The organism is Olivibacter sp. SA151 (assembly GCF_054130995.1).
Genome location: NZ_CP096391.1, coordinates 5,528,058 through 5,543,622, shown reverse-complemented (window position 1 = coordinate 5,543,622; position 15,565 = coordinate 5,528,058). Strand labels below are relative to the sequence as shown.

The following is a 15,565-nucleotide window of genomic DNA, read 5'->3' as shown; positions in this document are numbered from 1 at the left end:
GCCTTAACCCCCTACGTCTCTAGTTTCTTCTAACATAGTCTGCTGCATCCCCGTCCATCATACTATAAGGGAGCAAGCTAAAGCTGAAGTTGATGGGTTCTTTGGCAATTTGGTATTGCGGCAGCGTAATCGGTCCACAACTACCATTACCTACCCCTCGTTGCGCATAATCAATATGTAATATAACTTCCGGCCTTGCCTTTAACTCATAAGGATGCTTGGCCTTATGCAAATCCCTTTCGGTATAATGAGAAGCACTAAAGCCGAGTTTATTGTCTGCAACAACGATCATTCCCTGGTTATTCGTATTCGTAAGCTTTACCCACTTCGTATCTTCTCGGTTCGCCATACTTTGGGGGCGCATATAATTGCTTCCTAACTGTTCCACGGTACTTTGGTAACGACCAAAAAAGGCAGCCTGCTTACGGTCGATATAATTCTCATGCGGCCCTCGCCCCAGCCATTCAACAGTATTATGTCGCCCATTGACGGTTGCGCTAAAACCAATCCTTGCCAGGGGTAGTCCATCTTTGTTGGGGTTGATAAAGGCCGAGACATGTATAATGCCGTTTCCGTACACGGTGTATACAAGATTGAGCGGAATTTCATACCCGGACTTGGTACTTGCGATTACCGATGCGGTAACCTGAACCGACTTACGGTTGCTTTGATTGATGTTGAAATCATTTACCTTAAACGACAGGGAGTCATATCCCTCCTTTTCCCACGGAATCGCCTGTCCCCAATCTTTATCGCGGTCGTTATCAAGCGTAGCCCGATAGATGTTCAATTTCAAGCCATTTCCGAGACCTTCGATCAGTTGGTTATTTCGATAAGCCAAGGATGAAATCATGCCATTATTGCGATTGAATCCTACATGGAACTCTTTGCCGATTAAGGTAACCTCATCTTCTTTTTGGAGTACAATAATATCAGGCAGTGTGGTCACCGTATCCAAGTAGGCAACTTGTACCGGCGCTCGGTAGGGCATTTCAAACTGTTCCGTTGCTACCACGGTCCCTTTCGGAGCCCATCGCTCATCCTTAGTTGATTTAACAGAAAGTTGCAAATGATAAGATGCCCCCGGAGCTAAGAGCGGTTGCTTGATGGGCACACGTAAGATGCTGCTATCGCCCGGTGCCAGATTCAGCGGCGAGAGTACGCCTTGCTGAACCTCCTTGCCATCCTCTGTTAGTACCCAATCCAATGTAAAATTGTTCAAGTCCAGAAAAGCATATTTATTCTTTACACGGACATTTCCTTCCGCAAGATTTGCTGCCGTGAAGCTTACATATTGATACACTTTTTTCACTTCTTCCAACTTGGCCGTCGGTTTTCTATCCGGTGTCAATATACCATCCATGCAAAAGTTTCCGTCATTCGGCTTATCACCAAAGTCGCCGCCATAAGCAAAAAAGGTTTGCCCCTTCGCGGCCCCCGGTATCTGTTTGCTCAAGCCATGGTCCACCCATTCCCAAATACAGCCACCGATAAGGCGCGGATGACTTTCGATGACATCCCAATATTCTTTCAGATTACCGATGGCATTTCCCATAGCATGGCCATACTCACACATCAAAAAAGGTTTGGTGCTAGCCGTTTGTCCGCTCTTCAATAGACTGGCGACTGAAGGGTACATGGTTGATTCAATGTCAGCCACTTCGTTGTAACTTTCAAAATGAAGCGGTCTGGTCGTATCAATCGCCAGTACCGCTTCACGAGCGGCCTTGAAGTTCTCATGGCCCCAAGACTCATTGCCTAAAGACCAAATAATGATCGAAGGATGGTTTTTATCGCGCTGTACCATCCGCCTGTGCCGATCGATGTAGGCCGGTTTCCAACTGATGCTATTTCCTAAATCTGCCTTCGCTCCATGGGTTTCCAAATCCGCTTCATCAATTACATAGAGGCCATATTCATCGCATAACTTGTACCAACGTGGGTCGTTGGGATAATGAGAAGTACGTACCGTATTGATGTTATTTTGCTTCATCAATTGGATGTCTTCCAACATACTTTCATAAGGTACGGCCTTGCCGAAAACGGGATGTGTTTCATGTCGATTCACGCCCTTTAATAAGATCGGCTTATTGTTTACATACAAGCGGCTATTCTTAATTTCAATTTTTCTAAAACCGAACTTGCTCGATAAAACTTCAGTGACCTGATCCTGTTTGTCTTTCAGGGTAAGGATTACCGTATAAAGGTAAGGCGTTTCTGCCGTCCATAACTTGGGATTTTGGATGGTGCTTTTCAATTGATAGGCAGCATCCTCTTCCTTTTTCCCAAAGAGGCTTCCAAATCCAATCTTTCGATTGATCCGTTCTTCCATTTTGGAAGAGAGTACCGCTTCCTTTCCTTCCGCGTCCAAGATCTTCACGCTTAAGCTTCCGACCGCGTCGCCGCCTTTTCCGGAATTTCTTAACCAAGTGTCGGCTATAAAAGTTGCTGAAGAAAGATCATCCGATAGTATTGATTTCAGAAAAAAATCGCGTATATGTAATTTCGGGGCGGCGCTCAAGTATACATTTCGATGAATCCCGCCCAGTCGGAACATATCTTGATCCTCCAGGTAACTGCCGTCGCTCCATTTATACACTTCAACGGCAATTAAATTGCTCTGACCCGTTTGAACATATTCCGTAATATCAAAAGAAGCGCCTGTCATGCTCCCTTCACTATAGCCAATTTTTTCGCCATTAACCCATACATAGAAGGCGCTTTGCACGCCATCAAAATTCAGGAAGATCTGTTTATCAGCCCAATTAGAAGGGATTTCCACCTTACGTCTGTACGATCCCACGGGGTTAGGTTCCTTGTGTTTAGTCCATGACGTATCAACAGGTTTCATGATTTTGGGCGGTTCCACTTTAAATGGATAAGTGATGTTGGTATAGATAGGTGTGCCATATCCGTTAACCTCCCATGTGGACGGTACCCTAAGCTCCTTCCATTGACGATCATTAAAACCCTTTTTATAGAAATCTTTGGGACGCTCATTCGGGCTTTTTACCCAGTTAAATTTCCACAAGCCGTTTAAACTTTTATAGAGTGAAGAATTGGAATCGATATTGGCGATAGCCTGTTGCTCATTATCAAAGGGAATAGCCGTTGCATGACTGGGTAGTTTATTGGTTTCAAACACCTTTTCATTTTCCCAATCCCGCTGTTGTGCAGCAAGAGGCAAAGCGGTGCTTATAAGAAAGATAAGACTATATAGATAGCGATCTATTGCATTCATGTATGTTTGTTTTAGTAGCCTATTGCCCGCCTAATTGAGGAGCCTGAACCAGCGGAATCCATCAACTAACGAAAGCTAGCGAGCATCGTGATTGGCAAAGATATCATTTTACTCTACTAGAACGTAATAGTTGCCCTGAACGTATGGCTATTGTTACGCATGCGTAATTTTTGTGATCTGCACTTTTTCCGGGCAGATTTAAGTGCCTTCGTCAGCAACGGCGATATTCAGCTGCTGGAAGTCGGTAGGGCGTTGCCCCATGATGCTATAGAACGTATTACTGAAAGCCGAGATGCTATTGTAGCCTACACGATAAGCAATTTCGCTAATCGAGAGATCGTCTTTAATCAGGTGTTCCATCGCCTTAATAATTCGGGTTAATTTGAGATATTGAAAAAAAGGCATATTCAAAATCGTCTTGAATAGTCGTGATAAGGTTCTTTCGCTAAACCCGAATGCCTTTCCTAAAACTTCCAAGGTCAGATCATCCGCGATATGTTGATGGATATAGATCAATACAGGTCGCAAACGGATGTTATCGGTGGTAGGCAATGCAATGGGCAATGGATGCAAACTGATTAACGGCAGGATATTTTTCATTGTATTCAGAAAATCATAGGCTTTGGAACCCGGAAAAATATCACCATGCCATCTTTCAGAAAACAGAAGCATTTCAAGCAGCAGGTTGTTCACAGGATAGATACCCATTTTCTTAAAAAAAGCATCATCGGTTCGCTTAGGGTCAAAGTGGATGGTACGTACTTTAACCGAAGGATATCGATGGTAAAAGCGATGTCGTACTCCTGCCGGAATCCAGGCATAATGTCTTGCCGGTAAAAAATAAGACCGATCTTCCGTATGTAAAAAGATCACACCTCCTTCCACGTAAGTGAGTTGCCCTTTATGATGACTGTGCAATTCCAGCTGATCACCATATTGGCTGTACCACAGATAGGTGCTGTCCGGGTGCTGGTCCAGCGCCGATAAATATTCGCTGATCGTTACTCTTTTCATTTGGCGTGTTTAAGCAAAAGTATGTCATTTTAGAGAAAAATAAGAAAACCAAATATCCCGACCTTTGTGGTGTCATTAAATAAATCATGAACTTTCTAAAGTATAACATACAACTGGGCCTGTGCTTGGTGATAACACTATTGTCTCCCGTATGTGGAAGAACACAGCAAATGAGGGCTGAGCCCTTGAGCCTGGAAAAGGCCTGGCAATTGGCTGACCTTAACAGCAAAAAAATCCAAATAAGTGAAATGGATGTGCAGGTAAGCGCTGCTCGTTTACAGATCGCAAAGGATGGGCGCTTACCCGAAGTGTCAATTCATGGACAATATGCATACGTGTTTAATATGCCGATTTATGAAGATGGTCTTTTCCATACCCCCAAGCAATTTCCGGTCGATCGAAAGTACTATAAGGCGGGTGCTGAAGCCTATCTCAATCTTTACAATGGCGGTAAAACCGGTCGGGAAATTATGTACGCAAAAAAAGAACAGGAGATCGTTGAGGTGGAACATCACCGGACAGCGGCAGATATTCATTTCAGCGTAGCTGTGCATTATTATGATGTTTATAGAAATCAGGCCTATCGAACACTTTTATTACACGACATTAAAGAGCGCGAAAAGCAGTTGGAGGAAATTAAACAGCTTTACGCCAATGGAACAGTCCTTAAAAGCGATGTTTTACGGGCAGAGCTACGTTTGTCCAAACAGCGTATGTTATTGGTAGAAATCAATAACAGTATTAAAATCGCGGGGCAGCGACTTAATGTTTTGATAGGTAAACCTGACGACACGCCGGTGCAACTGGATGTTGACACCGGTGGCCATGCGGCATTTCAATTACAGTCTTTGCAAACGTATTTAGACGAAGCCCATGCACACGCTTTCAACGGATTATTGTCCGGAAAAGCCAAGGAGCTGCGTGCCCTCAACCTGCAACAAGTGAAATCGAATACCTCCCCTAAGGTAGGTTTCTTTGCTGAATATGGTTATGGCTATCCCCAGATACAATTTTATCCTTACAGTTTAGCGCTGTACGGCTCCGGAATGGCCGGCATAAAACTTAGTATTCCCATCTCTGGCTTATACACTAACAAACACAAGGTACAAGAAGCATCTTTGGCGCTTAAACAGCAGGAAATAGCCTATGAAAATGCCCATGACGAAATAAGACAAGCGGTAGAGGAGGCCTACTTACGATGTACGGAGGCTATGAAAAAAATTGAAGTTGCTAAAGAAAATATCAAGCAGGCGGCAGAAAGTTACCGCATTATGCGTAACACCTATTTCAATCAGCTTTCGCTACTAACAGATTTTCTTGATGCAGAAACGCAATTACTGCAATCACGGTTCGAATTATCAACCGCCCACGCAAATGCACAGGTACAATTTTACAAATTACAAAGAACGATTGGCAATTTATAATACAATGACAATACAAAAGCAATCATCATCTGATAAAATAATTACACGGATCACCACGGCAGTCGCCCTGATCCTCGTGATTGCCCTGCTCATTTGGGGTTTTCGTACGCTCGTTTCCTATTATCGTTTTGAGGAAACGAATGACGCACAAGTAGATGAATATATTAATCCCATAACCTCTCGGGTGAATGGTTATATAAAGGAAGTTCGCTTCGAGGAAAATCAAAATGTCCACAAAGGAGATACCCTGGTTATCATCGATAATAGCGAATACGCCGCGCAGCAAGAGGAGGCCGCAGCTTCCTTAATGAACGCCCGGGCACAGGTTGCCGTTTTACAAAGTAACATTCAAACGGCTAATAAAGGCGCCGCCGTAGACGAATCACATATTCGTGCCGCTAAGGCGAGATTGGTAAAACAAGAACAAGAGTATAACCGGTATCAGAAGCTTTACGAGGTCGAATCGGCCACTAAACAGCAGTTAGAAGCTGTGCAAAGCGCTTTGGAGGTTGCAAAGGCCGATTATCTTGCTGCAACCGATGCCTATGCAGCTTCTTTATCAAAAGCGAACGACATCCGGGTACAGGCCGATGTATTGCATGCCGAAATTAAGCGACGGGAAGCCGTGTTGCAACGGAGCGCTTTGAATACGGGCTATACCGTTATTCGTGCCCCTTACGATGGCAAAATGGGAAGACGAAGCATCCAACCCGGACAGCTGGTGCAACCTGGCCAAACCTTAGCTTTCATTATCGATCGAAGCTCAGGCAAATGGGTTGTGGCTAATTTTAAAGAAACGCAAATCCAGCATATGCGAGTAGGCAAAGAAGTGTCTATCTCGGTAGATGCCTATCCCGATAAAATCTTTCATGGGAAAATAGAATCACTTTCCGGAGCCACGGGCTCGCGTTATTCGCTGTTACCACCGGATAACTCGACCGGTAATTTTGTGAAGATTGCACAAAGGATACCAGTCCGTATCCGTCTCGAAGGAAAAGATATTGAGCTTTTGAATGCTGGCATGAACGCCACCGTGCGCGTTGGAAAAGGAGGATGATATGGCCGATAAACAATTATTTAAAGCATGGGTGCCACGTTGGTTAATCTTCCTGACTACACTGCTGCTCTTATTGCCTACTTTATTGCTTTTTGCCATGTCAACCGCTAATGTATCCGCGGCGGTTGGCTACTATGGTATTGAGCCAGCTGACGTTCAATTCTCTTTGTTAGTTTTCTATGCCGCCATTGCGGCTTTCACACCCCTGGAAACCCGTTTCTTCAATCGGATCGCCACGAAAGAGTACTTGTTAATCTGCTTGAGTTTGCAGCTTGTTTTTGCCTATGGCGTATACCATAGTCATCACCTAGGCGTAATCCTACCCATACGGTTCTTACAGGGGATTGTGAATTGCGGTACCACCAGTATCTGCTTAAACTTACTTTTCCGACAACTCAAATCAGACCATGCCCGAGAAATTGGCTACTCCATTTTTTATGGTTTGATCTTATGTGTGGCTCCCTTAACTTCCTTAATGGCCGCTCCGCTCATTGATCAATATGATTATAAAGTGATCTATAAAGCAATTACCTTTTGTATTATACCCGGTGCGATTATGTTATTAAGCATTATGCACAATGTGCGTCTCAGTCGTAAGACACCGCTTTACCAGCTGGACTGGGTCAGCTTTGTATTATACGCAGGAGCCTTAGTACTTCTTGCTTATGTGCTTGTATACGGACAGCAGCTGAACTGGTTTGATGACCCGATGGTTCGATATGGTGCTTTTTTAGTGCCATTGCTGCTATTGATGAATTATTGGCGACAGAAATCACTTAAACGACCCTATGTGTATGTTGAGATATTTCGTTATAAAAATATTTGGATCGGCCTTCTCTTGTTAGTGATTCTCTATCTTGTGCGTGGTAGCTTTAATCTAACTAGCCAATACTTTGCACAGGTTCTGGGCATGGATCCCATTCATACCTATCGCTTTCTATTGTGGAACATGCTGGGAGTTGTCATCGGTTGTACAATATCGACCCGATTGGTTATTTTAAAGAAATCACTTCAGGCACTTTGGTGTACCGGTTTTGCGCTGTTGGCTATTTATCATGCAGTGATGGTTCATTTTTTTTCTACCGAAGCTAATCCAAGCCACTATATCTTATTGCTAATATTGCAGGGAGTTGGTGCGGGTTTATTAATGGGGCCCATTGTGCTATTTATCATTTCCTCGGTCCCAACGGCATTAAGCAAATCGGCCTCTGCGATTGGAGTCTTTGTCCGTTTCAGTACCTTCTCATTGAGTTTGGCTTCGCTCAATTTTTACCAGTTATACTTTGAAAAGATACATAGTAACCAGCTTGCTGAAGGGCTGAACCAAAGCAATTCCTTGCTAGCACAACGACTTTCTTTATATCAGCAGGCACTGTCAGCCAGCGGGATGCCGCATGATCAGGCTGGGCGCGCAGCACATGCTTTATTGGCGAAAAGTATGCACAAGCAAGATTTTCTACGTTTCTGCATGGATTATTATCAGTTGATGGCGATTATATGTGTTATTACCATAGTACTGATACTGCTCATGCCCATTATCAATAAAACGATTATTAATGTTAAGAACAAGCAACCGGCTGCAGCGGGGTTTTAGGTGATTGTTGAGTGGTTGAGTAGGGGAGTAGTTAAGTAGAAAGAGTAAAAATAGCAGGACTTTATGTCTTATGTCCTGCTACTTGTGTCCTTAAACTACAATGGTCTTACCCAGATATTTTTGAAGCTGATCGGTTTACTTGGATCGCCGTGAGCTTGCAACATGATCGGTGCAGGGCCATGTTGCTTGTAACTTGGCCGTCCGATATATTGAGTACCGCCTATGAGCTCTACATTATTTTGTACCAGCACCCCATTAACAAATGCCGTTACTCGAGCAGGCGTTTCCACCGAGCCATCGGATTTAAAGGTAGGCGCTGTCCAAACCACATCGTAGGTTTGCCATTCACCTGGTTTTCTTGCCGGATTTGCTAGGGGAATACGTTGCTTATAAACGGAACCTAACTGTCCGTTTACATATGTTTTGTTGTTATAAGAGTCCAGGATCTGCAACTCGTAGCCTTCATCACCATTTCCTATAGCTGCTAAAAACAAACCACTATTTCCTCTCCCTTGTCCTTCTCCATCAATATCCTGTGGGATATAGTACTCAAGGTGGAGCTGATAACTTCCGAATTTTTGCTTTGTCCAAATATTACCGGCTTTTTTATTAACCGTAAATACACCGCCTGCCACGGGCCAATCGGCCGGTTGACCCGGATTCTTTTGTGATTCCCAGGCACTTAGATCCTTGCCATCAAACAATACAATGGCGTCCGAAGGAGCCTGCCCAACAGGCGTTGCTACAACATGTGGTACGGGTTCCCATACTTCGGTGTCTTCAGGTTTCATTTTTTCTTGAGCTAAGGATGACGCTGCGGTTCCCAATAATAGGGCTGCTATAAGTAATTGATTTTTAAGCATCGCTGTAAATAAGTTGTTAATTTAATTAGCTATATGTACTTAGTGTTTAAAGTACGTTTATCAAAGGTAGTTATTCGGATAGTAAGTAGCAAGGGTTAGAGGAGAATTAGTTGAGTAGCAAATTTGTTAATTAGCCAATTAGCCAATCAGACAATTAGCCAATTAGTAAATTAGCCAATCAAGATAATGTATGATGAAGGGGTTGCGTAATTGAGAAAACATCGACAGTCTATTGCCTAAAGCCTAATGCCTAAAGCCTTAATGATAAAATCACAAATATCAGTGGCTACTTCTTTCTTGGTTTTGAGGGGGAAAGTTACTTGTTGGTGGTTGCGGTCTATAATGGTAATCTTGTTCCGGTCGCCCGCAAAGCCGGCTTCTTTGTCTTGCATGGAATTGAGGACAATAAAATCCAGGTTCTTTTTCTCCAATTTGCCGACGGCGTTAGCGAGCTCATTGTCGGTTTCCAGTGCAAAACCTACTAGGAGCTGATGGGCTTGCTTTCTGGCTCCCAAAGTAGCTAAAATATCAGTTGTCTTTTTTAGGGCGATCGTAAAATGCGTGTCTTTTTTCTTGATTTTCCGATCTGCGACAGTTTCGGGGGTATAGTCTGCTACGGCGGCGCTCATCACGGTAATGTCAGCTTCCGCAAATGCCAATGAACAGGCATCTAGCATATCTTTCGCTGAGACCACATCAATACGTTTGACACCATTCGGAGTAGGAAGGCTGGTAGGGCCGCTTACTAAGGTCACGTCTGCTCCCAATTGATGTAACGCTTCAGCAATGGCATAACCCATTTTACCGCTGCTGTGGTTCCCAATAAAGCGTACGGGATCAATTGCCTCGTGTGTAGGTCCGGCGCTCACTAAGGCCTTTTTCCCATTTAAAGGGCCTTTCCGTTCAGAAGCTGCGTCTGCAAGTGTTTTTTCTAAGAAACGAAGGATCTCTTCAGGCTCGGCTAAACGGCCTTCCCCCACTAATCCGCTGGCAAGCTCGCCCGTTCCGGGAGGTATTAACGTATTCCCGTATTCCTGTAATTTCTTAATATTGCTTTGGGTACTTGGATGGGCCCACATATCCAGGTCCATCGCAGGGGCAAGGTAGACGGGGCATTTTGCAGATAAGTAAACTGCGCAAAGCAAATTGTCACACAAGCCATTGGCCAATTTCGCTAAGGTGTTTGCGCTTGCCGGAGCAATTAACACTAAATCGGCCCATAGGCCCAACTGCACATGGTGATTCCAGGTTCCGGTCTTCTTCTCAAAATAAGCCGTTAACACCGGCTTGTTTGATAAGGTAGAAAGGGTAAGCGGGGTAATAAACTCAACAGCATCAGGTGTCATGACTACTTGTACTTCAGCGCCGGCTTTAACCAGTAGTCTGGTTAAAGCCGCGGCTTTGTAGGCGGCAATGCTTCCACATATGCCCAGTATAATCTTTTTTCCCTTTAGCATGTTAAGCTAAATGATCAGTTGCGCTTACTTTTGTTGCTCTTTAGAAGGATTTCTAAAGTAAACCTTATCGTTTAAAAATTCGTCTACAGCTACTAAAGTAGGTTTAGGAAGACGCTCGTAATGCTTCGAAATTTCGATTTGCTCGCGGTTTTCGAATACCTCTTCCAAATTGTCATTGGATGTGGCAAATTCTGCTAATTTGCTATGAAGCTCTTCCTTCATGTTGGTGGCAATCTGATTGGCACGACGACCCATAATAACGATCGATTCGTAAATATTGCCGGTTTTTTCATCTAACTCCCGTAAATCGCGGGTTACAGTGGTGTTAGGAATGGTATGCTTCTGTATATTACTCATATCTTCTTATTGTAATGTCTGTTGAGGTAACGATCCTCTTGGTTGATTATTCAGTTCTTCTTCCTTCTCTTTTTCTTTTTTCTTTTGGCTCGGTGTTAAAGACGCAATGAGTTTTTTAACCGATTCCATATCGCGCTGCGAATTTTTCTTCAAGCTTTCTGCGTCCTTTTTGTATTTACTCTCAGGATAATTGTCGATGAATCGATTTGAGAATTCAACGGCCTCTTGATAACGTGCTTCCTGACTAGGCAGTTGGCTGTTCTTCGCATAAAGATATTGCGCTTCGATGGCTAGGTACTCCATTTCTTCAGCGTACTTAGTGTCCGGATAATCCCGTAGGGAATTTTGAAACGCAATAACCGCGGCTTTATAATCACCAACATCCAGGTAAAGCTTGGCATTGGCATATGATTTATGCTCTAATTTATCTCGCAGATCCTGAATGAATTTAGCAGCCTCTTCCGCGCGGTCGCTCTTTGGATATAAGTTGATGAATAATTGAAGTGATTCGATCGCCTTCAACGTGTTTTCCTGATCCAACGTATATACCGGCGATTCTAAATAATAGCAGTAAGCCCCCATGAAACGGCATTCTTCCGCTCGTTGGCTCTGAGGGTATTGGTCGGTGAAATTTTTAAAGTGGAATCGAGCCGATGTATAATCTCGTAAACGATAGTTGGTGTAAGCAAAATAATACATCAACTCCTCATTTTCCGGCCTTCCCCGGTATTTATTGGATAAGTCTTCAAATAGAATAAGCGCTTTTGAGTACTTTTTGTTGTTGTACAAATTGATAGCCTCCCGGTACTTCGCTACATTATCATTACCGGTGCGTAGCTTTTCAAACTTGCTCTTACATCCGATCATCCCAATTGAAAAGAGCAGCGCCGAAGCCCAAATCATTAAACGCTTGTTTATAAACATTCTGCAAAGATAAGTTAATTAAAAATATGTAGCAAATGTTTTGCTTGACGCAAAGTAATAGCATCGTAAGGCATTTGCAAAAATTTTAACAAACATTAACCTTTTAGCTGTAAGTCCTAAGCTTTAAGCTATTAAGTTATAAGCTTTACGCTGTAAGGTTTAAGATGTTAGTTTCAAGTTCAACCGTTATCGCGCTAAGCTTTATGCCTTACGCCTTCAACCCTAGACCTTAATCACTTTCCGTCCTAAAATGACGAGACTCCGTTGTATGCCATCCAATACAGCGATGTCCGGAAAATTACCCCATTCCCGGAAATCTTCTTTCTCGAAAAGCCGGATGCTGGGAATATTGTGGGCGAAGATAAAGGCTAAAATGGTACTCACCTGCAAGTCGGGCGCTCGTTTGATAGCCTCCCGAAGGATCATTTTTCCATATCCTTTTTTTCGTTGGCTTTCATCTATATAAATGCTGATTTCGACGGTGCCATCATAAGCCGGGCGGCCATAGAAGGATTGAAAGCTAAGCCAACCAATCGTTTCGCCGCCCGTCGTCTCTACCATCCAAAGCGGGCGCGTGAGCGGATTGTGTTGATTAAACCAAGGTAGTCGGCTCTCTACGGTCACCGCCTCCGTATCCGCCGTGACCATCCTGCTGGCCACCGTACTGTTGTATATAGATACAATGGTTGGAAGATCAACGAGTTGTGCGTCGCGGTAGACTAGTATGTCTTTTTGGATATTCATTGCCTAAAGTGAATTTATGGCAAAAGAAGATAAAATTAGCCAATTTTGGGAGTTTTTAGTTGAATTGTTGGGTAGTAGAGTAGTTGAGTAGGAAAATAGTTAAGTAGTTTAGTTATTGGTTACTAGTTATTTGTTATTGGTTGTGCCTGCTGGTAGGCAAGGGTTGCCGGTTACCGGATGTGCGTGATGAAATCACACGGGACTCTAGCGCGCAGGGAACAACGGCCTCATGAAATTGAGCGTCAAAAAGATTTAGGATAGCTCTGGGTAAAAATCATGTGAAGAAGCGAAGGGTGGCCTAGCGTGCGGGAGCGGCTCCGCAGGATTGAGCTTTGGGCCTAAATCTTTAGCGAAAGTACATGCAGCCTTGACTGTTTGGTTCTTTATGGTCAAGCATAAAGAACATGAAATATGGCTTAGCGCCTATAGCTTACGGCCTTATTAGTAGCAGTACGCTCGCTTAAGCCTTATACCCTAAAGCTTATTGCTTATTACCTAAAGCCCTAAATAAAAATCCCCGAGGTAATCGCCCTCGGGGAAGTTTTTACATAGGTAGATGAATGTATTTGTGATAGGTAGATGGTTTTTTTATGCTATTCTTACATTTGCTGAACCTGAACCGCTATTACTGCGGAAATTTTCCAATTCTTTCACCAATAAATCCATTAATTGTCTGTCAATTTTCTTTGCTAAATCAGATAACTTTTGAACTTTAGCCGTACTTTTCATCGATGTTTTCATAGTATATGTGACTTATCAGTTAAACATTAAAAATTGTGAACATCCTAGATCGAATATCGTGCCAAATTTTACTTTTCTTTTGCCGCAAAAGAAAAGTAACAAAAGAAAGCTCTCGGCTGAAAAACTTCTTTGAGTGGTTCAAGTATTACTTAGCCTTTTCTACCGAAGTTTTTGAGGCCGAAATGAGCGTATGATTGGTCCTTCCTCAGATTTTAATCTGTCGTCTTGTATGAGGCTGATTTTAGCATATTTAGGGTTGTTCCCTTCGGATTTTTTTAACGGGAATGGTTTTTTGAGGGGAAAAGAGTGTAATGATAGATCCCTTCTCTGAGCTAATCATCTATGACCTTACTGCGGCTGGTTTTTAACCGATGTGATTTACTTCCTTTGAAGAAACGGCTGAAGAAACGGCGTGCTACAATTTCACCTGTCGAATCACATTCTTGATATTCAGCTCAATAATGTCAGTCATACTTTTACATAAGTGGTAATCCTGATTTTTGTAATGGGCTGCCAGTTGATTTTTCAGCATGGCGATATTTTCGGGCGGAGAGAGCTGTTCGTTTTGTGATACATCTCGAAGTGCCGCCAAACGATGGCGCTCAATGCGTACCCGATGTACAATGGAAGAGCGTTCTTCCTGTTGGTATTGCAACACTGTTTTTTCGGTGAGGTGTTCCATGGATAGTTTTACATAAGGTAAATTCTCTTTGAAGAACTGGGGCATATATACTTTCATATTCCCCTCGTAAAACTCCTGGTCGAAATCAATTGCACGGATCCTAAACTGAAAATCGTCAAAGTCGGGCGTAATCTGCATCACATAATTATAGGAGCGCATATCACCTAACAACATAATAAGGCAACGCTCGTTGAACTTCACGAACTCTTTTGCAATCCGAATGGGATTATAATCCGGATTCTCCATCAAACGCTTCGCGAAGACATCTCCGGGTAAACCTACAATATGTTCTTCCACCAGCGTGTCACCGTCAACCGTAAAGTTTACGCGATTAGGCGACATGATCTCTTCCAGTTCTAGTCCATAAATGCGGGACGCGTCTGCTTGTTTAATATAAAAATAATCATATACATCATTTAAACGATTCACAATACGGATACGAAACGGATGTGTATTGCCGAATGTACAGTAATCTATACGATCAATAAATTTATGCTCCACTATGCGATTATTTCCGGAAGCTTTTAGAAGGGCATAAATCTGCTTCAGCCCTTCGTGGATATGCGCTACCTCGTGGGGCGGATAGAGCGGTGTTTCCCAAAGGGTGTCCTTTCCTTCTTTATCGTAAACGGGTACACTATCTGTAAAATTACGTAATTCGCTGTAGCTAAGCGGTAGTTTTGACTCTCGTTGATATTCTCTTAGATATTTACGTAAGGCAGGTTTCACTGGAAAAATAGGTTTTTTCCGTGATATTTTAACATCTCCTGTAGGGACCGGTCCTTCTACTTTTAAACTCATCTTCCTAGCAATTTATCTACAAAGCCCTTAGGCCGTCAGGCTTCTCAAAGATAGCTTTTATTCGTTAAATATTGGCTATAGGCGATAAGCTATAAGCGATAGGCTTTAGGGTATAAGGTGTAAGGTATAATAAGGCCATAAGCTATGGGCGCTAAGCCATATTTCATGTTCTTTATGCTTGACCATAAAGAACCAAACAGTCAAGGCTGCATGTACTTTCGCTAAAGATTTAGGCCCGAAGCTCAATCCTGCGGAGCCGCTCCCGCACGCTAGGCCACCCTTCGCTTCTTCACATGATTTTTTACCCAGAGCTATCCTAAATCTTTTTGACGCTCAATTTCATGAGGCCGTTGTTCCCTGCACGCTAGAGCCACGTGTGATTTCATCACGCACATCCAGTAACCCTTGCCTATCAGCAGGCCCAACCAATAACAAATAACTAGTAACCAATAACTAAACTACTTAACTATTTTCCTACTCTACTACTCAACTAATCCTAATTTCAGCTCAATTTACCTTGAAACAAATATTTCGTTCTTTATGCTTGACCATAAAGAACCAAACAGTCAAGGTGCATGTACTTTCGCTAAAGATTTAGGCCCGAAGCTCAATCCTGCGGAGCCGCTCCCGCACGCTAGGCCACCCTTCGCTTCTTCACATGATTTT

General features: G+C 43.2%; 12 protein-coding genes. 3 read left to right on the top strand and 9 right to left on the bottom strand.

Annotated elements, in window-relative coordinates:
- Positions 1–19: 19 nt before the first annotated feature.
- Positions 20–3,241 carry a glycoside hydrolase family 2 TIM barrel-domain containing protein gene (locus M1D52_RS22525; protein ID WP_437393643.1) on the bottom strand — a complete coding sequence of 1,074 codons (3,222 nt, stop codon included), beginning with the start codon at positions 3,239–3,241 and terminating at the stop codon, positions 20–22.
- A 198-nt stretch (positions 3,242–3,439) separates the two neighbouring features.
- Positions 3,440–4,255: a helix-turn-helix domain-containing protein gene (locus M1D52_RS22520; protein WP_149105195.1), complete on the bottom strand. Its 816-nt coding sequence runs from the start codon at positions 4,253–4,255 to the stop codon at positions 3,440–3,442.
- Between the two features lie 86 nt (positions 4,256–4,341).
- Between M1D52_RS22520 and M1D52_RS22515 the strand changes: the two genes are divergently transcribed.
- Genes M1D52_RS22515 through M1D52_RS22505 form a run of 3 tightly spaced genes read left to right on the top strand, consistent with a single transcriptional unit; the run spans position 4,342 to position 8,330 of the window.
- Positions 4,342–5,679 carry a TolC family protein gene (locus M1D52_RS22515; protein ID WP_437361793.1) on the top strand — a complete coding sequence of 446 codons (1,338 nt, stop codon included), beginning with the start codon at positions 4,342–4,344 and terminating at the stop codon, positions 5,677–5,679.
- Positions 5,680–5,683: 4 nt separating this feature from the next.
- Positions 5,684–6,736 carry an HlyD family secretion protein gene (locus tag M1D52_RS22510; protein WP_437393642.1) on the top strand — a complete coding sequence of 351 codons (1,053 nt, stop codon included), beginning with the start codon at positions 5,684–5,686 and terminating at the stop codon, positions 6,734–6,736.
- A 1-nt stretch (position 6,737) separates the two neighbouring features.
- A complete protein-coding gene (locus M1D52_RS22505) occupies positions 6,738–8,330 on the top strand; it encodes an MFS transporter (RefSeq protein WP_437393641.1) in 1,593 nt (530 codons plus the stop codon).
- 95 nt (positions 8,331–8,425) lie between these two features.
- Here the strand turns inward: M1D52_RS22505 and M1D52_RS22500 are convergent, their stop codons facing one another.
- The 7 genes from M1D52_RS22500 to M1D52_RS22470 form a co-directional block, all read right to left on the bottom strand.
- Positions 8,426–9,193 (bottom strand): 3-keto-disaccharide hydrolase, encoded by a 768-nt coding sequence (locus M1D52_RS22500; RefSeq protein WP_013665047.1) that lies wholly within the window; start codon positions 9,191–9,193, stop codon positions 8,426–8,428.
- Positions 9,194–9,429: 236 nt separating this feature from the next.
- Complete coding sequence (gene coaBC, locus M1D52_RS22495) at positions 9,430–10,650, bottom strand: bifunctional phosphopantothenoylcysteine decarboxylase/phosphopantothenate--cysteine ligase CoaBC (RefSeq protein ID WP_437361797.1); 1,221 nt, start codon at positions 10,648–10,650, stop codon at positions 9,430–9,432.
- A 24-nt stretch (positions 10,651–10,674) separates the two neighbouring features.
- The gene (locus M1D52_RS22490; RefSeq protein ID WP_013665049.1) at positions 10,675–11,007 is read right to left on the bottom strand and encodes a DNA-directed RNA polymerase subunit omega; all 333 of its coding nucleotides are present in this window, start codon (positions 11,005–11,007) and stop codon (positions 10,675–10,677) included.
- Positions 11,008–11,013: 6 nt separating this feature from the next.
- On the bottom strand, positions 11,014–11,910 hold the full coding sequence (locus tag M1D52_RS22485; RefSeq protein WP_013665050.1) for an outer membrane protein assembly factor BamD: 897 nt from the start codon (positions 11,908–11,910) through the stop codon (positions 11,014–11,016).
- A 243-nt stretch (positions 11,911–12,153) separates the two neighbouring features.
- Positions 12,154–12,675 (bottom strand): GNAT family N-acetyltransferase, encoded by a 522-nt coding sequence (locus M1D52_RS22480; protein WP_437393640.1) that lies wholly within the window; start codon positions 12,673–12,675, stop codon positions 12,154–12,156.
- A 588-nt stretch (positions 12,676–13,263) separates the two neighbouring features.
- Positions 13,264–13,416: a hypothetical protein gene (locus M1D52_RS22475; RefSeq protein WP_013665052.1), complete on the bottom strand. Its 153-nt coding sequence runs from the start codon at positions 13,414–13,416 to the stop codon at positions 13,264–13,266.
- 415 nt (positions 13,417–13,831) lie between these two features.
- Positions 13,832–14,899, bottom strand: coding sequence for a hypothetical protein (locus tag M1D52_RS22470; RefSeq protein ID WP_377613287.1), 1,068 nt, complete (start codon positions 14,897–14,899; stop codon positions 13,832–13,834).
- Between the last annotated feature and the right edge of the window lie 666 nt (positions 14,900–15,565).